This is a genomic window from Massilia mucilaginosa, assembly GCF_011682145.1.
Lineage (GTDB): Bacteria > Pseudomonadota > Gammaproteobacteria > Burkholderiales > Burkholderiaceae_D > Telluria_A > Telluria_A mucilaginosa.
The window spans coordinates 85,041-110,530 of sequence record NZ_WHJH01000012.1 but is presented as its reverse complement, the minus strand read 5'-3'; the positions used below and the strand labels follow the sequence as shown (position 1 = coordinate 110,530).

The following is a 25,490-nucleotide window of genomic DNA, read 5'->3' as shown; positions in this document are numbered from 1 at the left end:
GGACATCGGCACTGCCGGGAGGATGGGATGTGAAGAAGGAGACGCATCATATCGATACTGTCGTGATCGGCGCGGGCCAGGCCGGCCTGTGCATGAGCTATGTCCTGCAAGGCGCGGGGCGCGAGCACATCGTCCTGGAGCAGGCGCGCGCGCTGGAGCAATGGCGTTCCGCGCGATGGGACACCTTCAGAATCAATTCGCCGCTGGCCTTTTCGCGCCTGATGGGGCAGCGCGACGGCCTCCCGGACCGCCAGCGCGGCCTGTCCTTGCGCACCATGCTGGGCCTGTGGGACGACTGTATCGCAGAACGTGCTTTCCCGATTCATGAACAGAGCAAGGTGGTCGCCGTCGAACAGGCGCCCGATGCGCGCTTCCGGGTGCACGTCGAGAGGGAGGCGGGGCCGCACGTCTATCTTGCCAGGAATGTGATCGCGGCGCCGGGGAACTATCAACGTCCCAGGATCCCCGCCTGCGCCGGGCAGATCGGCCCGCAGATCGAGCAGCGCCGGGTCGGAACCTATACCAATCCTTCCGCGCTGCGGGAAGGTTCGGTTCTGGTCGTCGGCGGAGGGCAGACAGGGGTGCAGCTCAGCGAGGAGCTGGCGCAGGCCGGCCGGCGCGTGTATCTGGCAACCTCCATGGTGAAGGGGACACCGCGCAGCCATCGCGGCGAGGACATCATGTTTTGGCTGGACAGAACCGGCTTGCTCGCTACGCCCAAGGAGGAGCTCATCGATCCCGGCGAGCGCCAGGACCGCCTCCCCATCGTCGGGAGCGACCACCCGATTTCCCACCATTCTCTGGCGCGCATGGGCGTGACGCTGCTGGGCACGCTGCGCGGCATGTCGGCCAACGGCGAGCTGGCCCTGTTCGACAATAATCTGGACGAGAATATGCGTTTTGCCCAAACAGGCTACGATGAGCTGATCGGCCAGATCGAGGAGTGGATTGCGCGGCAAGACGACGCCGTGCGCCTGAGCTTTGCCGCGCCCGTTGCGGAACCCGAATGGCGGCCGCATCCGCCATTGTCGGCATTGGCGCCGCCGGCCGAGTTGAATCTGCGGCAAGCAGGCATCCACACCGTTATCTGGGCGACCGGCTGGCGCGCCGATTTGAGCTGGTTATTGATTGACGATGTGGTTCGGGCCTTGGACACGCATGGCTTGCCCCAGGCTTGCGATACCCCGGTCGACGGATTCTTCTGGTTGGGCTTTCCCTGGTTGCGGACGCGGACTTCCGGCAACGGCGCCGGTTTCCATCTCGATGCGCCCTACATCGCATCACGACTGCGCTAGCGCCGGACCGGGGAGGCCGCATGACAGAGACGTTCGAGTATCTCGTGGTGGGCAAGGGCATGATAGGCGCCGCCGCGTTGCGCTATCTGAGCTGCGGTTCGGAGCGCGTTGCCGCCATCGGCCCCGATGAACCGGTGGACGCGCAGGCGCATGACGGCGTGTTCTCCAGCCACTACGATCAGGGCCGCATCTGCACACAGCTGAGCCGCGATCGGCTGTGGGGAGAGCTCACCCGGCAATCCATGTCGTGCTTTGCCGCTCTGGAAGCGGCCAGCGCCACGCATTTCTACCGTCCCGCGGGCATGCTGTACATCGCGCCTGGCGCGGACGTGCGGGCCATCGCGGCACTGGCGCGCGCGACGGCGGTTGACCACGTTTCGCCCGCGCGCCGGGACATGGCGGCGCTGTGTCCATCCGTCGTTGTGCCAGCCGGCCACGAGGCGCTGCTGGAGATGGCGCCGGCCGGCATCATCGACCCGCGCGCCCTGATCCGAAGCCAGCTGTCCATCGCCATGCGGCAGGGGGCCAGCGTCATCCGCGAAACGGTCGTCGCCGCTGAAAAGACCTCGGCGCACTGGACATTGACGACCGACCAGGGGCGCCAATTCACAGCGAAGAACATCTTGATCTGCGCAGGAGCCTATTCGAATTGCTTCGGCTTTTTCCGGGAAAAAATAGCGATCCGGGTCAAATCGGAAACCACCATACTCGTCAAGGTCTCCGGCGCCGATGCGCAGCGCTTGAGCGGCATGCCGGCGATTGGATACCAGATCGATGCGCCACGGATCTCCGATGTCTATCTCACGCCGCCGCTGGTGTATCCCGATAAGAGTATCTACATCAAACTTGGCGCCAATACCGATGACGACGTGATTTTGCACACCCTGGACGACATGCAGCACTGGATGAAGCATGGCTGCCGGCATCCAAGGCAGGATATGGTGCAGGCCCTGTGCGACTTGATTCCCGGCCTTGACGTGAGCTCGGTTCAGGTCAAGCGCTGCCTGGTCACGTACAGCGATCACGGCAAGCCATATATCGATGCCCTGGGCAATGGCCTGTTTGTCGCAACGGCTGGCAATGGTTCCAGCGCCGCCTGTTCCGACACGCTCGGCTCCCTGGCTGCCGACCTCATGCTGGAGCGGACGTGGCCCGCCGCCTTCAAGCGCGCCGATTTTGGCGTCCGCTTGATGCCGGACTCCGCTGCCAACCCATGACTGTATCGAGGAGAACCCGGATGAAGGGGCAAGTCCTTCGCAAGCCGGTTTCCTAAGCGCGGAAGATGGTCAGCAGCAGCCACGCCGGCAGGCCGATAAACAGCGCAGCATGGCCCCCGCGTTCGAGCCGCTGGCGGATGTCGACCACGTGCGCGGGCCGCAGCCAGGCGGCCAGCAGGGTGGCGCCTTCGATTGCCGAGCGCAACAGTGCGCCGCTCAGCACCACGCCGATCGACCAGGCCGCCCACCATAGCGCGAAGGCGGTCAGGTAAGAGCGCAGCCCGAAACTGTAGTATTCGCCGAACGGGCCGCCGTACGAAATATGCTGGTGCAGGTGGAAGGCCGGAATCGCCAGCGCGAGCGGCAGCAGCACGAACTTGGCGACCGGATGATCGAGTCGCGAGCGCCGCATCGCCAGCGCGGCTTGCGCATACGCGTTCATGACCGCGCGCGTGTGCGTGCGCTCCTGGGCGGCAGGGCCGCCGGCGGCCGCCAGGTGCGCGGCCAGCTCGCCCGGGTTGGCCAGCGCCAGCGCGTAACGCTGCCCGCCGGCGAGCCGCAAGGAGATCCCGGGGCAGGGCAGCGGCAGGCGCCAGCAGCGCACCGTGGCGATCTCGCCCAGCGCGATGTCGAGGCGGCGCGCGTCGCTGCGCAAGGCCAGCTTGCCATCGGCGATCGACGCCCTGGCGGAAAAGATGAACAGCACGCACCACGCAGCCGCTTCCGGAGCGAGGAAGAAAGCGGCAAACATGCGCACTTGCGCCAGCGTGTTGGTGCGCAAGGCCTCGTCGAGCAGCAGCGCCACGCACATCCAGAGCAGGCCGCCCCGGGCCAACGCGCGCAGCAGGCCTGCCGCGAGGCGGGCGGCGGGCGTCAGCACGGCGACATCGGCCGGGGCCAGCATGCCGGAGGGCGCCGCCGGAGCGTGCGCGGCGCGCGGGCGCCACGACGGCAAGGCCGACCACGCAACCAGCAGCACCAGGAAGGCGCCGCCGGCGAGCCCGACCCAGTCGCCCCAGAGCACCATCAGCGTTGGCGGGGGAGTGCGCAGCGGCACGGCGGCGATCACCAGGGTGCGTTCGCCCATGCGGGTGCCGGCCAGCACGCTGCCATGGGCGTCGATCACCGCACTCAATCCGTTGGTGGTGGCGCGAAACTGCGGCAGGCGTGTTTCGATGCTGCGAAACGCGGCCGCCATCTGGTGCATCCGCGCGCCCAATGGATTGGCGCTGAACCAGGAGTCGTTCGACATGGTGAGAATCGCCTGCGCACCCAGGCGTGCACCGTCGATGGCCAGGGCGGGATCGACATCGTCGAGGCAGATCAGGGGCAGCACCGGGATCTCGCGGCCGTCGGCCAGGCGCAAGGGAAACACGCGTGCGCCGTTGCCTGCGCGCCAGTCGCCGGTCCAGGGCAGGGCACGCCGCAGGCGCGGCCCGTCCAGCCAGGCCGGCACGTACTCGGTGAGCGGAAACAGGCGCGTCTTGCGGTAAAAGCCGGTCAGGCCGGTGCCCGGCTGCACGAACGCGGCCGCGTTGTATTCGCCGGCGCTGTCGCGATCGTAGGTGCCGAACACGAACGGCACGCCGGCGGCATTGACGATGGCCAGGATCTCGCGGTCGAAGTCGGCCCCGGCCTCGCTCTTCGGCTGGCCGAAGGTGGTGGGGTAGGCGGTCTCCGGCCACAGCACCGCGTCGGCGCGCTGGCGCACGACGGCGTCGTAGCTCATGGCGAAGTGGGTATCGAGGATCTCGCGCACCACCGCGTGGGTTCCCCGTTCTTGCCGCTGGCGGTCGTAAGCGACGATATTCGATTGAATCAATCCCACCCGCAGCGGCTTGGCCGCAGGCTCGGGACTGGCCGACAGCACCATCAGCCCGTAGCCGGCCAGCAGCAGGGGCGCCAGCGCGGCGGCTGCGAGCGGACGGGCGGCGACGCGCCAGCCATCGGCACGGCGCGCCAGCGCCGCCGCCACGCCTTCGTTGGCCAGCAACAGCAGGACGGTCAAGCCGGCGGTGCCGCCCACGTCCGCGCCCTGGCGCAGCAGGTGCGAGGGATAGAGCCCGTGGCCGAGCGTGTCGCCCAGCAGGCCAGGGGCCAGCCCCTGGGTCGCGACCCAGGCCGCCGCGCCCGCGAGCGCGCCGCGCACCGCGCCATGGCGGCGCAGCGCGATGTGGCGCACCAGTGCGAACACCAGGAATTGCGGCTGGAACAGCGGGGCGGCGAGCAGCAGCAGCGCCACGCCGGTGGCCGCGCCGACCTGCGCGTACAGCCCGAGCGCGCTGCCGAACCAGGCGAAGGCCGCCGCCGTGTAGGCCAGCGACATGAGCCAGCCGCGCAGCAAGGCCGCCCTAAGGGTGGGGCTGGCGTCGAGCGTGCGCAGCCACGGCACCAGCAGCACGAAACCGAGCAGCCAGGCGGCGCCGCCGCGCGCGTACAGCGCCACCATGAGGCCACTGGCGAGGATGGCCGCGGCAGTGCGCACTGCCGCGTTGGTCGAGATGGTCATGATGGTCAGCGCCCTGTGCTTGCGGGGGGGATGACGATGCGCCGGATCGGCAGGCCTGGCGGCGCCAGTTCCGGCGGCACCACCAGGTTCCTGGGCATCTCGACGGGCTTGCCGCTGGCGTCGAGCAGTTGGAAGTCGGGTGCGAACATCAGGACCGCTTCGATGCGTTGTCCGTCATCGGTGGCCTGGTGATGGCGCACATAGCCCTTCGGCAGCACGAAGTCCTCGGGCACCGCCAGTCCGGCCAGCGGCGGGCTGGTTCCCGGCGGCGAAAAGGCGCCCAGGCCGGAGTGGATGCCGCGCTCGTGCAGGCGCGTGATCACTTCCGCCATGCTGGGGTTGTCGCCGCGCGCGACGTAGTTGCGCAGGTCGGGCGTGGGGTCGGCATCGACCTCGGGGTCGGGCCTGGCTTGCGCGCGCGCGATCTGGCCGGGTTTGCCGGGCAGGGCGGCCGGCGGCGGCACCATCGCCGTCGCCGGTGCGGAGGTGGCCGCGAGCCCGGCATGGCCGGCCGGCGGGCCTGCTGGCATCCACAGCATCGCCAGAGCAACGCTGGCGGCAATGGCGAGCAGCAGCGCGATGGCGACGCGGCCCCGGGATGGTCGCCAGTCGCGGCCAGCAGCGCCCATCTCGCTGCTGGCCGGCGCTGGCCTGGAACGCGGTGGCGTATCCAAGTCGGCGCCCGGACTTACGGCGTGGCCGGATTGTAGGTCGACACCGCCCAGCCCATGCGTTCATGCCCGTACTGGTTCCAGATCGGGCTCTTGCCGCCGTTGATGGTGCTGTAGCGCGGCGCGCCGCTGCCGGTGGCGCTGCCGAACAGGCCGGAGCTGACGGTGCTGCCGCTGTAGGTCGGATGGGTGTCGTCCGACTGGATGTAGTCGTAGCTGCTGCCCGCCGAGACGAAGTGCGTATTGGCGTCGCGGATGGTCGAGCGCAGTCCCGTGGTCAGGCGGGTGACGTAGCTCGTTTCACTCTCGCCGCTCACATAGCGCAAGCCCTCGGCGTCGATGCGGCCGTCGGCGTTGCTGTCGTAGTCGGCCCCCATGTACTGGGCAAAGTTATCCGCGCACTGGAAACCCTTCTGGCGCGCCACGTCGCACATCATGAAGTTCATCCGCGCCAGCGCAGGCAGGAACTTGTCCTGCATCTTGACGGTGGCGCCGGTCGCCGCATCCTTGCAGGTACTTTGCACATTGTCGACCGCATAGCCGGGGTAGTGCAGGTTGGAGATGATCTTCAGCTTGACCCCGGCATAGGCGTTGGCGTTGATGTAGTCCATCGCGGCCGTCACATATTTTTTGCAGCTGCTTTCGGCGGCGGTCAGCACGCTGTAATTGCAGGTGCCGGTCTGGCTCTTGAAGCTGGCGCGCGCTTGCAGGCCGTCGTTGCCGCACATTTCGAAGGTGACCACGCGGGTGTTACTCGCTTGCATGTACGAGCGCTCGGCGACGATCTTGTTGTTGTACACGTCCTCGGCAATCGCCCCGGACTTGGTGCGGCGCACGCTTTCGACGTCGGCGCCCCACTGGGCCGAGAGATATTCCGCATTGACGGTGGGTGCCGCGTATTTGGCCGCGCTGGTGACGGAGCCGTTGAAGCCGGCGTAGATCGAATCGCCATAGGCCACCGAACGGTACTTGGTGGTGGTGCCCGCGCGGTCGATGGTCCACGAGGCGTTCTGGGTGATGGTGCTGGCGGCTATGTCGGCAGCCGGGACAAGAAGGACGAGGAAGGGTAACAGTGTGTGGAAAGAACGACGAAAGCGAATGCTCATGAAGCGTCTCCTTTTTAGTTGGCCCGTCTGCCAGGGTCTCCATGCAAAAGATCCTGAACCCGGGTGTCCCAATGTATTGCAAATACGAACAAGCGTGCCAATTAACCAATCGTCTTGTACAAGAAACATCAATATTTGGTGGATTTGTTGTAAATGTGCAGTCGAGGCAGGATGGCTTGGGGGCTCCCGCCATCCGCCTGGCTGGCGCAGGAAAAATGTGACAAACAGGCATGTGTGATTGTAGAATGCGTGCCAATACGTGAATGGTGCCCTCCCGCTTATCGGCTGGAGGGTGAAACGGGAAGCCGGTGACGCACGAGATTTCCATCTCGCGCCAGTCCGGCGCAGCCCCCGCTGCTGTAAGCCTGACGACTTTGATCGAACGCCACTGTGCATCGCATGGGAAGGCAAGACCAGGGAAGGATGACGGCGAGCCAGAAGACCGGCCAGTCACGATGCACGCGCAACGCCCGGGGTGTGGGGTTGCCTGTTATTTGTCGTCCCTTTTTCTGTTCTGCCAATGCAATCGCACGCCGCCGGCGTATGCGCCCGCGTCCGCATTTTCCCTGCGTGCGCGGCGCGTGCCAGGGCGCCTGGCGCGCGCATGCGCGAACGTTACCAACGGCCGGCCCGGCCATTTCCACGTCAGGCGCTTTCATGATCCATTCCAGCCACGCCCGTTCCACACCCATCCGCCCCGTCGCCGCCGCCATCGCACTGCTGTGCGCCCCGGCCGCCTGGGCCCAGTCGACGGCGATGATGCCCGTCGTGACCATCCAGGCGGCGGCGCACGAAGGCCTGGGCCTTCAGCGCGCCATCGGCACGGCCAGCCGGCTCGCTCTGGCGGCGCAGGACTTGCCGGCCAGCGTGGAGTCGCTCGGCGCGGCCAGCATCGAAGCGCGCGGCGACGTGCGGATGAAGGACGCCGTCACCCGCACCACCGGCCTGACCGACATCAGCTCGCCCGGCAACGGCATCGCCTATTCGGCGCGCGGTTTCAGCGGCAACAGCGCCATCGCCATTTTGGAAAACGGCCAGCGCCCGCAGGTGGGCTCGGGCACGGCGACTTATCCGTCCGATCCGTGGGGCTACGAGTACATCGAAGTGCTGCGCGGTCCGGGCTCGGTGATCCACGGCAGCGGCACCACCGGCGCCACCATCAACGCCGTGCGCAAGGCGCCCACGCGCGCCGCCGCGTTCGAGGCGATGGCCGGCATCGGGTCGGGCCGCGCACTGCGCGCCGGGGTGGGCGCCAGCGGTGCGCTGGGGCAGGGCGGGGCGTTCCGGGTCGACGCGTATGCCGACCGCAGCGACGGCCTGATCGCACGCGGCGACGCGCGCCACGGCAAGCTGCTGGCCAGCCTGGCGTATGCGCTGGCGCCCGGGATCGATCTCGATGTTCAGCTCGATCATCTGGAACAGAAGCCGCAGCGCTACTTCGGCACGCCGCTGGTCGCCGGCGGCCTGGCGCGCGCGTTGCGCAGGCAGAACTACAACGTCGGCGACGCCGACATCGGCTTCGATGACGACAAGGCGCTGGCCCGCCTGAGCTGGCGCGTGGCGCCGGCGCTCACCGTCAGCAACGAGCTGGCCTACATGAAAGCGCGCCGCCACTGGCGCAATGCCGAAAGCTATTTCCACAACGCGCAAACGCAGCTGGTCGAGCGCAGCGACTACATCGCCATCGCGCACGACCAGGAGCAGACCGGCAACCGCCTGGAGGCGCGCTGGGACGCCGGCGCCAACCGCCTGGTGGCCGGGTGGGAAGCGGCGACGATCAATTTCACCCACACCAATAACGCGCCATACGGCGGCGCATCGAGCGTGGCGCCCACCGGGTTCAATCCGGGCGTGTTCGACAGCCCCGATCCGCTGCGCCCGAACTTCAGCACCGATACCGCCTCGCAGGCGGTGTACGCCGAAGACGCTTATCAGTTCAGCGAGCGCCTGCTGCTGCTGGCGGGCCTGCGCCACGACCGCTACAAGGTCGAGCGCACCAGCCTGCAGGGCGCGGCTGGGTTCAGCGCGCGCTTGCAGTCGACCGCCGCGCGCCTGGGACTGACCTGGAAGATCCTGCCCGCGACCTCGCTGTATGCGCAGGTCAGCAGCGGCAGCGATCCGGTGACCAGCCTGTTGTCGCTGAACCTGGCCAACAGCCGCTACAAGCTGACCCGCTCGCGCCAGGTGGAAACGGGCGTCAAGCAAGCGCTGGCCGGCGGCAGGGCCGAGTGGACGGCCGCGCTGTACCGCATCCGCAAGGATGACATCATCACGCGCGACCCGGCCAACCCGGCGCTGTCGATCCAGGGCGGCGCGCAATCGTCGCGCGGGGTGGAACTGAGCGCCAGCGTGGCGCTGACGCCGGCCTGGCGGCTGGAAGCGAACGCGGTCTGGACCGACGCGGTATTCGACCAGCTGATCGACGCCGGCAAGGTCTCGCGCGCCGGCAACCGTCCGGCCGACGCGCCCAAGTCGTCGGCCAACCTGTGGCTCAGCTACCGCAGCGGCGGCTGGCGCGCGGGCGGCGGCGCGCGCTACGTCGGCCGGCGTTTCATCGACAACGCCAATACGCAGGCGCTGCCGGCTTACACGGTGCTGGACGCGAGCGTCGGCTGGCAGGCCAGCCGACACGTGCTGGTGCAGCTGAACCTGCGCAATCTGGACGACAGGCTGTACGCCAGCACCTCGTACGGCAGCAGCCAGTACCTGCTGGGCGCACGGCGCCACGCGGAACTGACGGCCCAGTGGCGTTATTGACGACGGCAAGAAAGACTAGACGACCGGTCTAATCTCATTTATAGTGGGCACATGAACACAAGAACTGCATCCGACTCCGCCGATGTTCGCGGGAATATCCTGTCCACCGGCCAGCGCATCATGGCCGCCAAGGGGTTCTCGGCGGTCGGCCTGAATGAAATCCTGCTCGCCGCAGGGGTGCCGAAAGGTTCCTTCTACCATTACTTCGGTTCGAAGGATGCGTTCGGGGAAGCCTTGCTTGAAGCTTACTTCGAGGATTACCTCGCGCAAATCGATGCCATCCTCAGCCAGCCCGGCATCGACATGGCGCAGCGCCTGATGAATTACTGGAAAAGCTGGCAGGCTGCGCAGTCGTCCTTCGAATGCCAGGGCAAGTGCCTCGCGGTGAAGCTGGGCGCGGAAGTGGCCGATTTGTCCGAGGCGATGCGCCTGTCGCTCAAGCGCGGCACCTCCGGCATCGTGGCCAGGCTGGCCGGCGCAATCGAGGCCGGCGTAGCCGAAGGATCGCTGGCAATCGACAGCGATGTCGACACCACGGCCAACAGCCTGTATCAGCTGTGGCTGGGCGCGAGCATCATGGTGAAGATTGGCCGCAACACCCAGCCGTTCGACTGGGCACTGTCGACCACGCGCCAACTATTGCATCTCTCCCCGGAGTAAGGGGAGTTTGCCGGCGGTTCGTCCGCCAATTTTTTTGCGCTTGATCTAGACGACTGGTCTACTCAGCGCCACTTTTGATCTACTTAGGAGATATACCATGAAAGTCCTGATCGTCCTGACCTCGCATAGCGAACTTGGCAACACCGGCCGCAAAACCGGCTTCTGGCTGGAAGAATTGGCTGCGCCGTATTACATCTTCAAGGATGCCGGCGTCGACATGGTGCTGGCCTCGCCCGAAGGCGGCCAGCCACCGCTCGATCCGAAGAGTAACGAACCGGCCAACCAGACCGACATGACGCACCGTTTCGAGGCCGATGCCGAAGCGACCGCCCAATTGGCCGCGACCGTGCGTCTCGATAGTGTCGAGCAGTCGGATTTCGACGCGGTGTTCTACCCGGGCGGCCACGGCCCGCTGTGGGACCTTGCCAACGACAAGCATTCGATCGCCCTGATCGAGTCCTTCATCGCGGCCAACAAGCCGGTGGCGCTGGTCTGCCATGCGCCCGGCGTGCTGCGCGATGTCAAAACCCCGGCCGGCCGTCCGCTGGTCGAAGGCAAGCAGGTCACCGGCTTCACCAATACGGAAGAAGACGGCGTCGGCTTGACCGATGTGGTGCCGTTCCTGGTTGAAGACATGCTCAAGGCCAACGGCGGCGTGTATTCCAAGGGTCCGGACTGGGGCTCGTACGTGCTCACCGACGGCCTCCTGATCACCGGCCAGAATCCGGCGTCGTCGGCCGAAGCGGCGGCTGTACTGGTCAAGCGACTGGCCTGAGCGACAGCGCTGTCGGTGCGGATCGCAAGTTCGGCTTTGCCCGAGCATGCATGGCGGCGCTGAGGATCGCCGCCGGTCTGCCGCGCGCGGCAGGCCATGCTCGATATCGGCGAACGCCCGTTCCGTTGCGCTTTTGTCGAACTGGCAGCGCGCGCTCGGGCAGGTGTGTCAAAAAACCAACCATACGTCTGCGCAGCGCGCGTGCCGAGTTACAAATTGTTTCAATTATATAATCCCTCATGCTAGTCTGATTCTCTCGACCTGAGGAGAGACGCCATGCGGAATCGACTGCATTACAATGTCAAACACGGCTTGAGTGCGGCAGTATTTGCGACAATGCTCGCTGCATGTGTCAGCCAACCTGTTGTCGACGCCGGGCCGGCGTCTCCCGCGCCCGCGCCTGCTCCGGCACCGGCAATCGAAGTGTTTCCCCCCTCTGTCCCTGTCCCCGCCGCGCCACCCCCGCAACCCACGCGAGAGAGAGTCGGGTTCGGCCGGACCATTCTTTTTCCGGCAAATGGCACCAGGCTCCAGCCGGCACAGAAGGCGGAACTGGCCAAACAGTTGAACGAGCTGGTTGCGACAGATGCCGAGATGTTTGTGGTGGTAGGACATGCGTCCAGTACCGGCGGCAAAAAGCATGCGCAACGCATCTCCGACGACCGTTCGCAAGAGGTCAAGCGCTATCTCGAGTCGCGAGGTATTCCCACCGCTCGCATCTATACGGAAGGCAAAGGTAATAATCAGCCAGTGGCGGGAAACGGCACAGCAGATGGGCGAGCGCTCAACGACCGGGTCGAAATCGAGGTTGTCGCGACGATGGATGCCTCGAAAGCCAACTGGAAACCCAACTCGATTGTTCCAGTTCTCTACGCAACGAATCGCGCGCGAACCGGGAGCGATAATCCCTTCAGATTCTATGCCAACAGGATCGCCGATAACCGTGGCGCCAACGGTCTCGAACGTGGAATTGCCCTGGTACGAATTCCGCCGGAACGGCAGCGCGGCCAGATTTCTCGTCCCTCATGGATAACGGTCACCATCAAGCGGATGACAGATAAACTGGGTATTGACGAGCTTGTGTCATTTGCAGAGCCAAACTATAAAACTGATTTCATGTTCGAACAAGAAATCGTGGTGCTGGACAGCGCCGACTTTAACGTCGCCCTGAAGGACGCGGTGGGAAAATCCAGCAGCAAGACAGCGGTCCTGTATGTGCATGGCTATAACAACGACTTTACCGATGCTGCATTTCGCACCGCACAAATTGCCTATGACTTGTCTACACATGATTACGACATCGTTCCGCTGATGTTCGCGTGGCCGTCCGATCCCGGTTTGCTGTTGCTCGATTATGACGAGGCCGGGCACCGCAGCAAAATCTCGGGCGTTGCGCTGGCGGATTACTTGAGCGAGATTGCGAAAACGACGGACATCGGCACCGTCCATATTGTCGCGCACAGCATGGGTTCGCGCGTCCTCGGTCACGCGCTTAGCAAATTGGGCGCGGCCGATATCAGCGTCAGCATGGATGGCTTGAAGCGGCCGAGGTTCAAGCAGATCGTCTTTGCCGCAGCCGATATCGATCCGGACCTGTTTGCGCAGCTCATTGAGCCGGCCATCAAATCGAATCACAACGTGACCAGCTATATCTCCACGACTGACATCGTACTTTGGGCGTCAAAGATAAAGGCGCGCCTCACATCGCCATCGGGCATCAGCTTCACCCGTCTGCTCAAGTGTGTCGATACCGTCGATGTGAGTTCCGCCTCTGACCGCTTTGCCCATTCGACTTGGGCCGAAGCGCCAAGGGTGATCAACGATCTCCAGGCGCTACTACGTTACGGTGTTATTCCTGCCAAACGTGGACTGCGTGAGCATCGAAAATCGGCATGGCCGTACTGGCAAATACCGCGTAGCGTTTCTTACGCGGCGCCGTTGATCGACGCCGACCCGAAATACATGCTCACGCCGTGCGTGGCATCGCCGTCGGCCGATCCGCGCGCATTCGCGCCGGCCACGGACTTGATGACGCCGCACCGAAGCCGTCTATTCGGGGAAAACCGTCCGACGCCATTGTTCCATGCATCGACCGAGTTTTCGACGGATTTCTGACCCATCGCAGCAAGCCTGGACTGCCGAAGAAGCGGCGCCCGGCAGCGCCAGTTGCCATGCGCCGCTTGCGCAAGGCGAACCTTCGGCGTGACCGCGTGGCCATGACGCTCACACGCTGCCGGCGCGCTCGATGACCAGGATGCGCGCCTGTCCCAGCGGGTGCGCGCTGTGGGCGTCGCCCTCGGCGGCGTAGAAGATGTCGCCGGCGCCCAGGTGCGCCACCAGCTCGCGCCCATGTTCGCGGTAGTGCATCGCCACTTCGCCATCGAGCACCGCGAACACTTCCTGGCCGTCGTTGACGTGCCAGGGGTAGGGCTGGTCGGTCCAGTGCAGGCGCACGGTGGCGTCTTGCATGGCGGCGATCAGCTGCGCGTCCCAGGCGCGCGCGCCAAGGAACTCCTTGCTGCGCACGATCTTCATCCCTCGTTCCAGTCGTATTCCATCAGGTGCGCCGTGCGCAGCGCCAGTTCGCGCCCCGCCAGCCGTTCCACCAGGTGCAGCGACATGTCGATGCCGGCCGAAATGCCGCCCGAGGTGACGATGGCGCCGTTGTCGATCCAGCGCCGCTGTTCCCGCACCCGCACCAGCGGGAACGCCGCGCGCAGCTCCTCCACGTCGGCCCAGTGGGTGGTGGCCTCCTGCCCGTCGAGCAGCCCCGCCTGCGCCAGCAGGATCGCGCCGGTGCAGACCGACGCGGTCAGTTCCGACTTGCCCGCGGTGGCGGCGATCCAGGCGATGACGCCGGGGTTGGCCTGTTCGTTGGTCACCACGCCGCCCGGCACGATCAGCACATCGATGTCGCCGGCGCCGGCAACATCGGCTTCCGGCAGCACGCTCAGGCCGGCCCGGGCGCGCAGCATCGCCGTGGTGGCGCCGATGGTGCGCACCCGGAACGGCGCCGGGGCGTGCGGCGTGAGCTTGGCGGCCATGCGCGTGGCGCAGGTGAACACTTCGTAAGGCCCGGCGAAGTCGAGCACTTCGACGTCGTTAAAAACATAGATACCGATGGTGCGTGTCATGGTCGCTCCTTGAAAGAAAACCCATGATGTCACGACGGCGATTGACATGAATGACATTGATGGTTGAATATCTGCCACATGAAAACGATCGATATCTGGCTGCTGGTCTTCCCCGGCTTCGCCCTCCTGGACGCGACCGGCCCCGCCCAGGTCTTCGGCAGCGCCAACGACGAGGCCCGCGATGCGCTGCTGCCGCAGCCTTACCGGATCCACATGATCGCGCCCGGCGGCGGCCCGGTGGCGTCGAGCTGCGGGGTGACGGTGCTGACCGAGCCGCTGCCGCCGGCGGGGCGCAATCTGGCCGGGGCGACGCTGATCGTCTCCGGCGGACGCGGCATCGAATTGGTGGACGATGGCGCGCACGACCCGGCCATGTCGCGCTGGGTTGCGCGCGCCGCAGGCCGGGTGGCGCGCTGCTGCGCGGTCTGCACCGGCGCCTTCGTGCTGGCGCGCGCGGGCCTGCTGGACGGGCGCCGCGCCGTCACCCACTGGCGCGACGCGGCGCTGTTGCAGGCGCAGTTTCCGGCCATCGACGTGCACGACGACGCGATCTACATCAAGGACGGTCCGCTGTACACCTCGGCCGGCATCGCCGCCGGCATGGATCTGGCGCTCAGCCTGGTGGAGGAAGACCAGGGCCGCGCGACCGGCCTGGCGGTGGCCAAGCGCATGGTGGTGTTCTTCAAGCGGCCGGGTGGCCAGCGCCAGTTCAGTTCCCAGCTGCTGGCGCAGGCCGATCCGCAGGACGTGCATGCCCAGCTGACCGACTGGCTGCGCCCGCGCCTGCGCCAGCAGATCGACGTCGAACAGATGGCGGCGGCGTGTGCGCTGTCGGTGCGCACCCTGCATCGCCAGCTGCGCCAGGCGGCCGGGCTGTCGCCGGCGCAGCTGCTGCTGCGGCTGCGCATGGAAGCGGCCTGCGGCCTGCTGGAACGCCCCGGCATGACGGTCAAGCGCGCCGCCAGCCAGAGCGGCTTCGGCAACGAGTACAATCTGCGGCGTGCCTTCGCCGCGCAACTGGGCGTGGTACCGAGCGATTACCAGGCGCGCTTCGGCTGACGGTCGAAGGCCGCGCGCGCCTCTTTTGAAAAGGGACTGTTTTGGACTGGGACTATGCAAATCCGTTCGTGCAGGCGATCACGCCGCAAGCGGGCGATATCGACGGACTCGATCACACCAACAATGCCGTCTACGTGCGCTGGTGCGAACAGATCGGCTGGGCGCATTCTGAGCAGCTTGGCCTGAACCTGGACGACTACCGCCGTCTCGACCGTGCCATGGCGATCCGGCGCGGCGAATACGATTACCTGCTGCCGACCGTGTTGGGCGAGTCCCTGACCCTGGCCACCTGGCTGACCGGGGGTGACGGAAAAATCGCGATGGAACGGCGTTTTCAACTGATCCGGGAGCGCGATGGCGTCACCGTGCTGCGCGGGCGCTGGGACCTGGTGTGCATCGACATCAGCGGCGGCAAGGTGCGCCGCATGCCGCCCGAGTTCTTGAACGCCTATCTTCCCGGTGTGGCGCAAGCGGGTGTTTAAGTGAATCATCCCACCACGCCCGACGGACGCTATTTTGTCGTGTCGGGACGGCGGTGGCGCACCAGTAATCCCGCTCTGGGCGAGCGCGGGCCGGTGTGGTGGACCGATGGCGCGCCGGACTTCAACCGGCGCATGGCCGCCAACACGCCTTATGCGGCCTGGTACGCCGGGCTGTCCTGAGCAAGCGGCTCCCGGTGGCTGGCGATCAGAATCCGATCGTCAGCCCCAGCTCCACCGAACGCCCATGACCGGGCAAGGCTTGCAATGCCCCGCGCTGCGCGCTCAGGCCCGACAGATACACGCCGCCGAGCGGATCGGCGTACTGCTTGTCGAGCAGGTTGGTCACGCCGGCCGTCAGGCGCACGTTCTTGCGCAGCTGGTAGGCGGTGCGGGCGTTGAGCAGCGCGTAGCCTGCCGTATGCGGCTCCAGACGGCGCGCGTCGGCGTGGTCCTTGCGCGCCACCAGTTTGGTGTCGAGCTGGCCGCTCAAGGCGCCGCTGGTGTAGTCGAGCGCCAGCAGGGCGTTGGTAGGCATGATGTGATACAGGTCGCCGCCGTCGGCGCGCTTGCCGCGCGTGTAGGCGGCATTGCCCGTGAACGCCAGCGCTCCTGTTACCGGCATGCGCCACGACAGATTGGCGCCATACAGCCTGGCGTCATGATTGGCGAAGCGCAGCAGGGCGCCGTGCGCGCTCTTGCTCATGTACGGGTTGAATTTGCCCAGCGTATCGGCGTCGATGTAGTCGCCGACCCGGTTGTAGTACGGGTTGAGCTTGACGAACCAGCCGTCCGCACCGCCGCCATGCCAGTGCGCGGTGAAGGCCAGCGTGGTGGCCGTTTCCGGCTTGAGGGCGATGTCGCCGACGTAGCCGTTGCCATCGCCGAACCAGTTGGTCATGGTCATCGCCATCTTGCCACGGCCCCAGGAATAGCGCTCGTACAGGTTGGGAGAACGCGTCTTGCGCGCCGCCGCCAGCTCGTAGGTGGTATTGGCATCGGCCTCGAAGCGCGCCAGTGCGGTCAGGTCCAGGTTGCCGTCGCGCTGGCGCCGCGCGCGCGCGTTGAAGGCCTTCGCCGCCGCCGCGTCGGCCGCGTTCATCATGTTGCTGGAATAGGGCTGGACCGTGCCGGCATCCATCGTCACCGATTCCCAGCGCGCGCCGACGAGCGAGGTCCAGCGGGCGCCGTGGCGGGTTTCGGCTTCGCCAAACAGCGCGATGCGGTCGCGCCGGCCATCGTTGACGTTCACATAGGTGTGCGGTCCCATCATCATCGAACCGGGAACGGCGGGCCAGAAGTCGTCGAGCCGGAAGGTGTGCAGTTCATGGCCGAGCCGCACGGTGCCGGCATCGCCCGCAGGCACCGTGATTTTCAGCGCATAGCCGGCATTGCGGCCATCGGTCAGCATCGGCATGGTGCCGCGCCGCTCGGGCGTGAAGAAACCCATCTCGTGTTTCGTTGACTGCCAGTAGGCGCTGGCGTCCAGCTCGCCCCAGCCGAAGGTCGACAGCCAGTTCAGGTTGGCGAACTTGCCGTCGTTGCCGGTCATGTCCATATACTGGTTGGGGAAGCCCTGGTAGGGGATGCGCTGCATACCGGCGCGCAGGGTCACGCGCTGGCCGTCGCCGCGCAGGGCCAGCACGGCCGACTGGTTGGTGCTGCGGTACATGCTGCCGAGCACGCGGCGGCCCTCGCCATCGTCGTAGCTGTGGCCGCGCGCCTGCGCGATGCTGTAGCCGAAGCTCATGCGGTCGCTGGCGATGCTGGCGGACAGGCCGGCGTTGACGGCCTCGCCGTTGCTGCGCCCGCTCAGTGTGAATTTGCCGCTGGTGACGAGGCGCTCGGCCTGGTCGGCGAAGACCGGTGCGGCCGATTTGACGGTCAGGGTGCCGCCGGTACTGTCGCCGCCGGCGCTGACCGGCGTGACCCCGGCCAGTACGTCGATACGGCCGACCTGGGTCGGGTCGATGTACGACAGCGGCGCGTTCATGTGATTGGCGCAGGCGGAGGTGATTTCCATGCCGTCGATGCGGATTTTCAGGCGGTCGTCGCCCAGGCCGTTGATGAAGGGCAGGCCGGACACGCCGCCGCCTTGCGCGACGCTGTAGCCGGGCGTTGCGCCGAGCAGCAGGGCGGCGTCGCCGCTGCCGTTCTGCGGCGCGCGCCAGCCTTCGCCGATGGCGGCGACGATGACGCGCATGCGTGGTTCGATTGCGCCGTCGGGCGCGCTCTGGGCACCGGCGTTGAGGGCCGCGCCGGCCAGTGCGAGGAGGGCGGGAAGGTGGAGGTGGAGGTGCTTCATGGTGCGTCCTTGCTGGCGGAAAGTGATGTCGTGTTGAAGATGGTTGTGCCGCCGGTCGGCACGAGTTGCAGCGCGAAGAAGGGCGCCGCCGGCAGGCAGTACGACGCGAAGTAGAAGAAGGCCAGCGCGGTGAAGGCGGCGGCGTTAAAGCAGCGCAGCGTGCGCAGCGCGATGGCGAGCGTGGTCGCTGAAGCGACAGGGGTCGGTTTCAAGGTAAATCCTCGTCAAACAGGTTTCAGGGCGCCGCGCAAGGGCGGCACAAGGCCCCGGCGTGCCGGTGGCCGGACTGGTACGGACGGTCAGGCGAGGAGGGGAGGGGCGCGCGGGTTGGCCGCGGACCATGCGTGCAGCGGTTGCGGCGCGCGGTAGAACAGTGATGGGTAGGGGCTGCGGCCGATGTCGACCATCAGCATGCCGGTGGGCGGCGCCGGCGGCAGCTGCGTGCCGGCGTGGGTGGTGCAGAAGGCGCAATGCTGCATGGCGTGGTGGGCCGAGCCGTTGTCGGTATCGTCCACCTGGATGAGCTTGACGCCTTCGCTGGTACAGACTTCCATCGTCCCGGAGGCCATGGCGGCGCTGCCGATGGCGGGCGCGAAGGCACTGAACAGGATGGCCAGGAAGGCGATCCAGATGTGCAGTGTTTGTCGCTTTGCCAGGGTGCTCATGCGGGCATTATAGACGGGCAAACGACTTCTGCATACCTGCCGGCAACTTCCAGCGTGCCAGGCCGATACGCCAGCCGCGGATAAAGCAGGCTGAACGGATCAACGACCGATCGTCGGTTCCGGCGCCGCGTAGGGGCTGAAGCTGACAATCGGCGTCATTCCACCGGGCGTGCCGCGCACGCCGGTAAACGGATCAGAGACTAGGCACTGGCAGCTGCTGCCTGATACTGACCAACATGCCTCCCTTTTCAGCGTTACCCGCAACACGTCCCCAACCCGACGATGTGCCCATTTCGTACAAATGTGGCGTCAAAGGATCGTCGCTTGGCACACCAAGGACGAACATCGCGTAGTCGTACCAATAGGAAATCACCGCTTGCATCCCGTGATCGGTTGCATAGCTCACTGTACCGTCCGGGTCGATCTGCAACATTGGCGTAAACGTGTACGGCGCGGCTGCCGGTGCTTTGCTCACAGACTGCTGATAATAGGTCCCGTTCCAGACCGAGAGCTGGACCGGTCCGAACGGCGTTGCGCCGTTGACCTCCTTGCCGAGGAAGGTCCCCGATACCGACATGCCGCCTGCCGCAGGGGTAAAAGTCAGATTGGCGGTGACAGTGCCGTCGGCACCCTTGATGACGAGTTGCGAGCCGGTAAGGGTGAAATCGCTTGCCCGCCGATATTGCGTCGATGTCTCGCCATCTGCTGAAAATGTGACCGTGGCAGAATATTCAGTGGCAACCGGATTACCCAGGCTGCCCGGGAGACTGGTGCAGGCCATGCTCGTATCGATCATCAGGAACGCGCCCGTATTTGCATTCAGGGTGTAATAGCCGGTGAACGGTATCAAGGTTTGCGCCGTGCTGGGCGAATTGGTGTTCGGTGCCATGTCGGGTCCAATCAAGTTGTAAGTTGGGCTATGACTATAGCGGCTTTTTCGATGCCAAAATATATTCATTTTCATGCAGCGAGAATGGACGACATCAGCTGTTGGATGTAGGGGGGGGCACCGCGAATCAGCGGGAAATTTCGTGTCGGTATTCGCGGGGGGAGCACCGCTTCGAAATGAAGGGTGTCATGTTCGCTGGCCGTGCCGATCGTGATCTTGCGTACCACCTTGCAGCGCTTGTCTGTCTTGCCCGATCGCCGAGCCTGCGGCGGCGCCACGCCCTTGCGCACGTTTGAGCCAACGCAAAGGCCGGGCAGGGGTGCTGGCTAAGATGCGCCATGACTGCTCATCACGACCTTGGCTACCGCGCCTTGTTTGCCCACCCGGAAATGGTGCGCGAACTGATCACGGGCTTTACTTCCTTCACCCTGCTTGACGGCGTCGCCCTGTCGGCCTTCGAACGGGTCAATGCGGACTACGTGAGCGAGCGGCCGTCGGCGCGCCATGGCGACGTCGTCTGGCGTGTGCGGCTCGGCGATCAGGTCCACGACGTGGTCATCGTGCTCGAATTCCAGTCCGGAGTGGACCACTGCATGGCGCTGCGCATGCAGACCTACGTCGGCTTGCTGTGCCAGGACCTGGTCAAGCGCCACGAATTATCACCAGAATTGCGTTTGCCGCCGGTGCTGCCGCTGGTGTTCTACAACGGCGCGCCGCCCTGGAACGCGCCCCAGGATCTGACCGAGTTGCTGATGGCGCCGACCGCCGAGCTGGCGCCCTTGCAGCCATCGCAGCGCTACGCACTGATCGACCAGCGCCGCCTGGACCGGGCGGCGCTCGATGCGAATGGCGATTTGCTGGCGCTGCTGTTCCGGATTGAACTTTCCATGTTCCCCGATGTCTTAACGACGCATGTGCCGGCGCTGAAGATCTGGTTCAGGGACACGCCCCTGACCAGCCTGCGGACCTCGGTCTGGGCGTGGTGGAAAGCGCTGCTGGCGCGCAAAACTGACAATACGCAATTGTTTAACCTGGATAGTGCGGAGGAAGGCGACATGGACCTGTCAATGTTAACCTGGGACGAGCAGATGCAGGAGGTTGGCTATCAAAAAGCCCTTGCGCAGCTTGAGAAAGTCACGGAGAAGGCGAAGGAGGTAGGCAAGGAAGAAGGCAAGAAGGAAGGCCGGGAAGAAGGCCGGGAAGAAGGCCGGGAAGAAGGCAGGGAAGAAGGCAGGGAAGAAGGCAGGAAGGAAGGCATCGCTGACGGCCAGGTCATCGCCCTGCGCAAGGTGATCGGCGCCCTGCTGCGCAATCGCTTCGGCGACTTGCCAATGCCGGCGGTGCAGCGTATCGCCCAGGCCACGAAGGACGAGCTTGAGCGATGGTTCGAGCGCAGTCTCGACGCGCCCGGTCTGGCGGAAGTGTTCGGTGACGACAAGACGCCCGGCTAGAAGCGCTTGCGCGCGCTGTTGTTTACCTCGCAGCACTTTCCAAGCCATCTCACCAATGGCGCCGTGCGCGGCTCCGGAATGGTAGCCAGGTATGGGCAAGGCCTTCTTGACGGGGGGCGATGTCCGGCATTTCCAGGGCAGGAGCGATTGGCCCACGGTCGTGCAGCGGGCCATTGCGTTTGCCTACGCCAAATGCCCGCGAAGGCTGCAGCGTCACCGCTCCCCTGTCTAGCGCCAACATGTCATCGTCGCTGGCCATGAGGTAGAATCGCTGCGCTCGCGCACCACGCAATCCCTCGTGCCTTGTGTTGTTCCCTTGCAGGCAGCGTGTGAATGCGCCCGCTGTGATGTGAGCCATTCTCATCAGGCGCCGGCCGTCTGCCGCCTGCCTCAGAAAATCTGGTCGTACAAGACCCGCAGCAGATACTTGCCGTACGCGTTATCCTTGATCGGCCGCGCCAGCGCTTCCAGTTCTTCGGCGCCGATAAAGCCCTTGCGGTACGCGACTTCTTCCGGCACCGCGATTTTCAGGCCCTGGCGTTTCTCGATGGTGGCGATGAACTGCGAGGCGTCGAGCAGCGATTCGTGGGTCCCGGTATCGAGCCAGGCCATGCCGCGCCCCATGACTTCCACATGCAACTGGCCGGCGGCCAGATAAGCGCGGTTAACATCGGTAATCTCAAGTTCCCCACGCGCCGATGGACGGATGCCGGCCGCAATATCGCACACCTGGCGGTCGTAGAAATACAGTCCGGTCACCGCGTAATTCGATTTCGGCACCTTGGGCTTTTCTTCGATCGACAGCGCATTCTGCTCGTCGCCGAATTCGACCACGCCGTAGCGTTCCGGGTCGAGCACGTGATACGCGAACACGGTGGCGCCATCGTGGTGGTCGTTGGCCTTTTTCAGCTTGTTATCGAGTTCATGACCGTAATAGATATTGTCGCCCAGGATCAGCGCCGACGGCCGGTTGCCGACAAAATGGCGTCCGATAATGAAAGCCTGCGCCAGGCCGTCCGGCGACGGCTGCACCGCGTATTCCAGGTTGATTCCCCAGGCGCTGCCATCGCCCAGCAGCTCGCGAAAACGCGGCGTATCCTGCGGGGTCGAAATGATCAGGATATCGCGGATCCCGGCCAGCATCAGCGTGGTGAGCGGATAGTAAATCATCGGCTTGTCGTACACCGGCAGCAGTTGCTTGGAGATGCTGGTCGTCACCGGATACAGGCGCGAACCGGAACCACCGGCCAGGATGATGCCCTTGCGTGCGGGCGCGCTCATGGCGCCACTCCCGCCGTCCAGCGCAGGTCCCGATACGCGCCCGAGGCAATCGCCGCCGCCCAGCCGCGGTGCGCCAGATACCAGCGCACCGTGCGCGCCAGCCCGCTGGCAAAGTTTTCGGCCGGCGCCCAGCCCAGTTCGCGCCGCAGCTTGCCCGCATCGACCGCATAGCGGCGGTCATGGCCCGCGCGGTCGGTCACGTGCGCGATCTGGGCGCGGTACGATTGCGCGGCCGGCGCTTCGGCGTCAAGCAGGTCGCACAGCGTGTGCACCACGTCGATATTGGTCATTTCGTTTTGCCCTCCCACGTTATAGACTTCGCCGGGACGGCCGGCATCGAGAATGCGGCGCAGCGCCGCGCAATGGTCGCCCACATACAGCCAGTCGCGAATCTGGCGGCCGTCGCCATACACGGGCAGCGCTTTGCCGGCCAGCGCATTGGCGATCATCAGCGGAATGAGCTTTTCGGGGAACTGGCACGGCCCGTAATTGTTCGAACAATTGCTGGTCAGCGTCGGCAAGCCATAGGTGTGATAACAGGCCCGCACCAGATGGTCGGACGCCGCCTTGGACGCGGCATACGGGCTGTTCGGCGCATAGGCCGACTGCTCGGTAAATGCCGGATCGAGCGGCCCCAGGGTGCCATACACTTCATCGGTCGAGACGTGCAAAAAGCGAAAGGCGTCTTTATCCGCGCCTTCAAGCTCGTGCCAATACTTGCGCGCCGCCTCCAGCAGCGAAAACGTGCCGTTGATATTGGTGGCGATGAATTCGCCGGGCGCGTCGATCGAGCGGTCCACATGGCTTTCGGCGGCAAAATGGAGCAGCGCGCGCGGACGGTGCCTGGCCAATAGCGCCGCCACCAGCGCGCGCTCGCCAATATCGCCTTGCACGAAGATATGGCGCGCATCGTTGCGCAGCGGCGCCAGGTTATCCAGATTGCCCGCGTACGTCAGGTGGTCGAGATTGAGAACCGGCTCGTCGCTGTGCGCCAGCCAGTCGAGGATGAAATTGGATCCGATAAAGCCGGCACCACCGGTGACAAGAATCATGAGGTTTCCCTGGAAGGTCGGCAATTCGACACGCCGATTTTATGTGAAATGCGGCGCAACGGGAATGGAATTGTTTAACATTTGCACGCTCACAGGTGCTCGAGAAAACAGATCTCGCAGCCGACCGAGGTAATCGACATGTCGGTCGGCGAGACTTGCTGGCGCGCCCGGATCGCTTCCATCAGCGGCGCCGCATTGCGCAGATAGGGGTCGCTGCGCACGTTGAACTGCAGCACCAGCGCCCCCACATCGCGCAGCGCCTGCAAAAAATCGACCGCCGTCATGCGGTTCAGATTGCTGATGTAGGCGTGCCAGCGCTCCGGAAACTGCTCCTTGATCTCGTGCGGCGCCATCCACAGGTGTTCCCAGTTGCATTTGCCCAGATGGCCGCCGATGGCCGAAAACCACAGTCCGTCGGCGTACAGCGCCATCCGCCCGCCCGGCCGCAGCAGCGGGCGCAGCGCGTTCAGCACGCCCGTCAGGTCGCTCACATGCTCGAACACGCCGTTCGAGACGATCAGGTCGTAGCGCCCCGGATGGTCGAGCGCCAGGTCATGCACATTGCATTCGTGCATGGCGTAGCAGAAATCGCCGAAGCCTTCTTCGGCCATCAGCTCGTCGAGCGGCGCATGGGTCCTGATGCCGAGGTCGATGCCGAGCACGGAGCGCGCCCCGCGCCGCGCGCTCCACAGCACTTCATTGCCCAGGCCGCAGCCGAACACCAGCACGTCCTTGCCGGCCGGGTCGCCCAGCGGCAGCAGCGCCTTGTCCAGGCCCTTGACGCGCTGGCGGATGTAGTCCTTCTTGCTGGCGATGTCGTCGGCGGTCATCGAGGAGGCGCTTTCATGGCTGGTGATGGAAAAAGTGCACGGGCAGCACCGCGCCGGTGCCGGGGTCGGCCGCTTCATGCACGCGCATGGCGACGCCCAGTTCGTCGCAGCGGAAATGCCGGGCCAGGTCGCGTCCGTACCAGCGCCGCACGCTGCCCGGCGGCCCCACCTGGATCGCGGTCCACGGCCGCGCGCGCGGATCGGCGAAGCAGACTTGCAGCACGCCGCGCGGCGACAGCAGGCGCAGCAAGCGGGCGAAGGCCTCGCGGTCCCGGTCCAGGTATTCGAACATGTGGATCATGCCGAGGAAGTCGATACTGCCGGCGTCGCAGCCGGCCAGCGCGTCCGGCAAGCTGCCGGCGCGCACCGATGGCAGCGCTTCGCAATGGGCGAACCAGCGCGGATCGGCGCCATGCTCGCTTCCCAGCAGCAGGGCGCGCCGCCACTCCAGGTCGCCCCCGTACAGGGCTTGCAGCACGCGTGCGCCGGTGCGGTGCCGTTCCAGCGAGCCGCAGGCGAGGCAGTGCGGGCCGAGCTGGTCCTTGCCGAGGCGTCCGCCCGGACCGGGGCCGAACGCGCTGCCCCCGCACAGGTTGCACACGGGCGTGGCCGGGGCCTGCATGCGTTCAAGCGCGAGTTGTGTGTCCATGCGCCCCAATCGGGAAAAAATCGTACCGCGCGTCAGGAAAATCCGCCGCGCAGGCATTGTTTATGTAAATATATCGTCGGTCCAGTTCGCTCAAACCCTCTTGCCGAGTCCCGCCATGCCAACGACTGCCGCCAGCATCACCCGCGCCGAGCGCGCCATTCAAAACCGCCACCGTGGCGCCGTGCTGTGGCTGACCGGCCTGTCCGGCGCCGGCAAGTCGACCGTGGCCCAGGCGCTGGCGCGGCGCCTGTTCGAGATGGACTGCCGCAGCTACGTGCTCGACGGCGATCAACTGCGCACCGGCCTGTGCAGCGACCTCGGTTTCTCGGATGCCGCGCGCAGCGAAAACATCCGCCGCGCCGGCGAACTGGCGGCGCTGTTCGCCGATGCCGGCATGATCGTCATCTGCGCTTTCATCTCGCCCTTCGCCGATTCCCGCGCACGGGCCAGGGCGCTGGTGCCGGACGGCGCTTTTCTGGAAATCTTTTGCCAGTGCCCGCTGGCGGTGTGCGAAGAGCGCGACGTCAAGGGACTGTACCGGCGCGCGCGCGACGGCCAGCTCGCCCAGTTTACCGGCATTTCCTCGCCCTACGAGGCACCCGCCGCGCCCGACCTGGTGCTCGACACCGCCAGCGGCTCGGTCGACGCCGCGCTGGCGTCGCTGCTGCTGTTGCTGCGCGAGCGGCGCATTGTCCATCAGTCATAA

General features: G+C 65.6%; 25 protein-coding genes and 1 riboswitch. Of the genes, 12 read left to right on the top strand and 13 right to left on the bottom strand.

Annotation, left to right across the window (positions count from 1 at the left end; translation table 11 throughout):
* Positions 1–29: 29 nt before the first annotated feature.
* Positions 30–1,295, top strand: a complete 1,266-nt coding sequence (locus tag F2P45_RS12910; RefSeq protein ID WP_370663241.1) for an NAD(P)-binding domain-containing protein — start codon at positions 30–32, stop codon at positions 1,293–1,295.
* Positions 1,296–1,315: 20 nt separating this feature from the next.
* The gene (locus F2P45_RS12905) at positions 1,316–2,512 is read left to right on the top strand and encodes an NAD(P)/FAD-dependent oxidoreductase (protein ID WP_166875225.1); all 1,197 of its coding nucleotides are present in this window, start codon (positions 1,316–1,318) and stop codon (positions 2,510–2,512) included.
* Positions 2,513–2,564: 52 nt separating this feature from the next.
* On the opposite strand, the gene lnt is transcribed toward F2P45_RS12905, so the two are convergent.
* From lnt to F2P45_RS12890, 3 genes are read right to left on the bottom strand one after another with little or no spacing between them, the layout of a single operon-like run.
* Positions 2,565–5,021, bottom strand: coding sequence for an apolipoprotein N-acyltransferase (gene lnt / locus F2P45_RS12900; RefSeq protein ID WP_166875222.1), 2,457 nt, complete (start codon positions 5,019–5,021; stop codon positions 2,565–2,567).
* Positions 5,022–5,026: 5 nt separating this feature from the next.
* Positions 5,027–5,695, bottom strand: coding sequence for a hypothetical protein (locus F2P45_RS12895; RefSeq protein ID WP_229505058.1), 669 nt, complete (start codon positions 5,693–5,695; stop codon positions 5,027–5,029).
* Between the two features lie 14 nt (positions 5,696–5,709).
* Positions 5,710–6,798, bottom strand: a complete 1,089-nt coding sequence (locus tag F2P45_RS12890; RefSeq protein ID WP_166875219.1) for an SGNH/GDSL hydrolase family protein — start codon at positions 6,796–6,798, stop codon at positions 5,710–5,712.
* Between the two features lie 41 nt (positions 6,799–6,839).
* Here F2P45_RS12890 and F2P45_RS12885 point away from each other — a divergent pair, with 41 nt between their 5' ends.
* The 5 genes from F2P45_RS12885 (at position 6,840) to F2P45_RS12865 (ending at position 13,105) form a co-directional block, all read left to right on the top strand.
* Positions 6,840–7,019, top strand: coding sequence for a hypothetical protein (locus F2P45_RS12885; RefSeq protein WP_166875216.1), 180 nt, complete (start codon positions 6,840–6,842; stop codon positions 7,017–7,019).
* Between the two features lie 26 nt (positions 7,020–7,045).
* Positions 7,046–7,263, top strand: a riboswitch (cobalamin riboswitch).
* 192 nt (positions 7,264–7,455) lie between these two features.
* A complete protein-coding gene (locus F2P45_RS12880; RefSeq protein ID WP_166875213.1) occupies positions 7,456–9,555 on the top strand; it encodes a TonB-dependent receptor in 2,100 nt (699 codons plus the stop codon).
* Between the two features lie 51 nt (positions 9,556–9,606).
* On the top strand, positions 9,607–10,215 hold the full coding sequence (locus F2P45_RS12875) for a TetR/AcrR family transcriptional regulator (protein WP_166875210.1): 609 nt from the start codon (positions 9,607–9,609) through the stop codon (positions 10,213–10,215).
* Between the two features lie 97 nt (positions 10,216–10,312).
* Entirely contained in the window at positions 10,313–10,990 is a 678-nt protein-coding gene (locus tag F2P45_RS12870; protein WP_166875207.1) for a type 1 glutamine amidotransferase domain-containing protein, read from the top strand.
* A 276-nt stretch (positions 10,991–11,266) separates the two neighbouring features.
* Positions 11,267–13,105: an alpha/beta hydrolase gene (locus F2P45_RS12865; RefSeq protein WP_166875204.1), complete on the top strand. Its 1,839-nt coding sequence runs from the start codon at positions 11,267–11,269 to the stop codon at positions 13,103–13,105.
* A 108-nt stretch (positions 13,106–13,213) separates the two neighbouring features.
* Here the strand turns inward: F2P45_RS12865 and F2P45_RS12860 are convergent, their stop codons facing one another.
* Positions 13,214–13,525: a cupin domain-containing protein gene (locus F2P45_RS12860; protein ID WP_166875202.1), complete on the bottom strand. Its 312-nt coding sequence runs from the start codon at positions 13,523–13,525 to the stop codon at positions 13,214–13,216.
* The gene (locus tag F2P45_RS12855; protein WP_166875199.1) at positions 13,522–14,124 is read right to left on the bottom strand and encodes a DJ-1/PfpI family protein; all 603 of its coding nucleotides are present in this window, start codon (positions 14,122–14,124) and stop codon (positions 13,522–13,524) included. The genes F2P45_RS12860 and F2P45_RS12855 overlap by 4 nt, the downstream gene beginning before the upstream one ends.
* A 78-nt stretch (positions 14,125–14,202) precedes the next feature.
* Here F2P45_RS12855 and F2P45_RS12850 point away from each other — a divergent pair, with 78 nt between their 5' ends.
* The 3 genes from F2P45_RS12850 to F2P45_RS12840 are packed head-to-tail and all read left to right on the top strand — an operon-like array spanning position 14,203 to position 15,845.
* Positions 14,203–15,183, top strand: coding sequence for a GlxA family transcriptional regulator (locus F2P45_RS12850; RefSeq protein WP_166875196.1), 981 nt, complete (start codon positions 14,203–14,205; stop codon positions 15,181–15,183).
* 41 nt (positions 15,184–15,224) lie between these two features.
* Positions 15,225–15,665, top strand: a complete 441-nt coding sequence (locus F2P45_RS12845) for an acyl-CoA thioesterase (protein ID WP_166875193.1) — start codon at positions 15,225–15,227, stop codon at positions 15,663–15,665.
* Positions 15,666–15,845, top strand: coding sequence for a hypothetical protein (locus F2P45_RS12840; RefSeq protein WP_166875190.1), 180 nt, complete (start codon positions 15,666–15,668; stop codon positions 15,843–15,845).
* A gap of 25 nt (positions 15,846–15,870) precedes the next feature.
* Here the strand turns inward: F2P45_RS12840 and F2P45_RS12835 are convergent, their stop codons facing one another.
* The 4 genes from F2P45_RS12835 to F2P45_RS12820 all read right to left on the bottom strand — a co-directional run bounded on the left by F2P45_RS12835 (position 15,871) and on the right by F2P45_RS12820 (position 19,521).
* Complete coding sequence (locus F2P45_RS12835) at positions 15,871–17,967, bottom strand: TonB-dependent receptor (protein WP_166875187.1); 2,097 nt, start codon at positions 17,965–17,967, stop codon at positions 15,871–15,873.
* Complete coding sequence (locus F2P45_RS12830; protein WP_166875184.1) at positions 17,964–18,179, bottom strand: hypothetical protein; 216 nt, start codon at positions 18,177–18,179, stop codon at positions 17,964–17,966. The genes F2P45_RS12835 and F2P45_RS12830 overlap by 4 nt, the downstream gene beginning before the upstream one ends.
* Before the next feature lie 87 nt (positions 18,180–18,266).
* Positions 18,267–18,632, bottom strand: a complete 366-nt coding sequence (locus F2P45_RS12825) for a DUF2946 domain-containing protein (protein WP_166875181.1) — start codon at positions 18,630–18,632, stop codon at positions 18,267–18,269.
* 193 nt (positions 18,633–18,825) lie between these two features.
* Positions 18,826–19,521, bottom strand: a complete 696-nt coding sequence (locus tag F2P45_RS12820; RefSeq protein WP_166875178.1) for a hypothetical protein — start codon at positions 19,519–19,521, stop codon at positions 18,826–18,828.
* 338 nt (positions 19,522–19,859) lie between these two features.
* Here F2P45_RS12820 and F2P45_RS12815 point away from each other — a divergent pair, with 338 nt between their 5' ends.
* Complete coding sequence (locus F2P45_RS12815; RefSeq protein ID WP_166875175.1) at positions 19,860–20,972, top strand: Rpn family recombination-promoting nuclease/putative transposase; 1,113 nt, start codon at positions 19,860–19,862, stop codon at positions 20,970–20,972.
* A 390-nt stretch (positions 20,973–21,362) separates the two neighbouring features.
* Here F2P45_RS12815 and rfbA read toward each other — a convergent pair whose 3' ends face one another.
* The 4 genes from rfbA to F2P45_RS12795 form a co-directional block, all read right to left on the bottom strand.
* Positions 21,363–22,253 carry a glucose-1-phosphate thymidylyltransferase RfbA gene (gene rfbA, locus F2P45_RS12810; RefSeq protein ID WP_166875172.1) on the bottom strand — a complete coding sequence of 297 codons (891 nt, stop codon included), beginning with the start codon at positions 22,251–22,253 and terminating at the stop codon, positions 21,363–21,365.
* A complete protein-coding gene (gene rfbB, locus F2P45_RS12805; RefSeq protein ID WP_166875169.1) occupies positions 22,250–23,305 on the bottom strand; it encodes a dTDP-glucose 4,6-dehydratase in 1,056 nt (351 codons plus the stop codon). Before rfbB ends, rfbA begins: the two co-directional genes overlap by 4 nt.
* 89 nt (positions 23,306–23,394) lie before the next feature.
* The gene (locus tag F2P45_RS12800; protein ID WP_166875166.1) at positions 23,395–24,135 is read right to left on the bottom strand and encodes a class I SAM-dependent methyltransferase; all 741 of its coding nucleotides are present in this window, start codon (positions 24,133–24,135) and stop codon (positions 23,395–23,397) included.
* 13 nt (positions 24,136–24,148) lie between these two features.
* Entirely contained in the window at positions 24,149–24,784 is a 636-nt protein-coding gene (locus F2P45_RS12795) for a hypothetical protein (RefSeq protein WP_166875164.1), read from the bottom strand.
* Between the two features lie 115 nt (positions 24,785–24,899).
* Here F2P45_RS12795 and cysC point away from each other — a divergent pair, with 115 nt between their 5' ends.
* A complete protein-coding gene (cysC, locus tag F2P45_RS12790; protein ID WP_166875151.1) occupies positions 24,900–25,490 on the top strand; it encodes an adenylyl-sulfate kinase in 591 nt (196 codons plus the stop codon).

What these genes read in the sequence shown, in the direction of transcription:
- F2P45_RS12905 (WP_166875225.1), top strand. Translation starts at nt 1,316, where the DNA reads ATGACAGAGACGTTCGAGTATCTCGTGGTGGGCAAGGGCATGATAGGC.
- lnt (WP_166875222.1), bottom strand. Translation starts at nt 5,021, where the DNA reads ATGACCATCTCGACCAACGCGGCAGTGCGCACTGCCGCGGCCATCCTC.
- F2P45_RS12890 (WP_166875219.1), bottom strand. Translation starts at nt 6,798, where the DNA reads ATGAGCATTCGCTTTCGTCGTTCTTTCCACACACTGTTACCCTTCCTC.
- F2P45_RS12885 (WP_166875216.1), top strand. Translation starts at nt 6,840, where the DNA reads ATGCAAAAGATCCTGAACCCGGGTGTCCCAATGTATTGCAAATACGAA.
- F2P45_RS12880 (WP_166875213.1), top strand. Translation starts at nt 7,456, where the DNA reads ATGATCCATTCCAGCCACGCCCGTTCCACACCCATCCGCCCCGTCGCC.
- F2P45_RS12875 (WP_166875210.1), top strand. Translation starts at nt 9,607, where the DNA reads ATGAACACAAGAACTGCATCCGACTCCGCCGATGTTCGCGGGAATATC.
- F2P45_RS12870 (WP_166875207.1), top strand. Translation starts at nt 10,313, where the DNA reads ATGAAAGTCCTGATCGTCCTGACCTCGCATAGCGAACTTGGCAACACC.
- F2P45_RS12865 (WP_166875204.1), top strand. Translation starts at nt 11,267, where the DNA reads ATGCGGAATCGACTGCATTACAATGTCAAACACGGCTTGAGTGCGGCA.
- F2P45_RS12860 (WP_166875202.1), bottom strand. Translation starts at nt 13,525, where the DNA reads ATGAAGATCGTGCGCAGCAAGGAGTTCCTTGGCGCGCGCGCCTGGGAC.
- F2P45_RS12855 (WP_166875199.1), bottom strand. Translation starts at nt 14,124, where the DNA reads ATGACACGCACCATCGGTATCTATGTTTTTAACGACGTCGAAGTGCTC.
- F2P45_RS12850 (WP_166875196.1), top strand. Translation starts at nt 14,203, where the DNA reads ATGAAAACGATCGATATCTGGCTGCTGGTCTTCCCCGGCTTCGCCCTC.
- F2P45_RS12835 (WP_166875187.1), bottom strand. Translation starts at nt 17,967, where the DNA reads ATGAAGCACCTCCACCTCCACCTTCCCGCCCTCCTCGCACTGGCCGGC.
- F2P45_RS12825 (WP_166875181.1), bottom strand. Translation starts at nt 18,632, where the DNA reads ATGAGCACCCTGGCAAAGCGACAAACACTGCACATCTGGATCGCCTTC.
- F2P45_RS12820 (WP_166875178.1), bottom strand. Translation starts at nt 19,521, where the DNA reads ATGGCACCGAACACCAATTCGCCCAGCACGGCGCAAACCTTGATACCG.
- F2P45_RS12815 (WP_166875175.1), top strand. Translation starts at nt 19,860, where the DNA reads ATGACTGCTCATCACGACCTTGGCTACCGCGCCTTGTTTGCCCACCCG.
- rfbA (WP_166875172.1), bottom strand. Translation starts at nt 22,253, where the DNA reads ATGAGCGCGCCCGCACGCAAGGGCATCATCCTGGCCGGTGGTTCCGGT.
- rfbB (WP_166875169.1), bottom strand. Translation starts at nt 23,305, where the DNA reads ATGATTCTTGTCACCGGTGGTGCCGGCTTTATCGGATCCAATTTCATC.
- F2P45_RS12800 (WP_166875166.1), bottom strand. Translation starts at nt 24,135, where the DNA reads ATGACCGCCGACGACATCGCCAGCAAGAAGGACTACATCCGCCAGCGC.
- F2P45_RS12795 (WP_166875164.1), bottom strand. Translation starts at nt 24,784, where the DNA reads ATGGACACACAACTCGCGCTTGAACGCATGCAGGCCCCGGCCACGCCC.
- cysC (WP_166875151.1), top strand. Translation starts at nt 24,900, where the DNA reads ATGCCAACGACTGCCGCCAGCATCACCCGCGCCGAGCGCGCCATTCAA.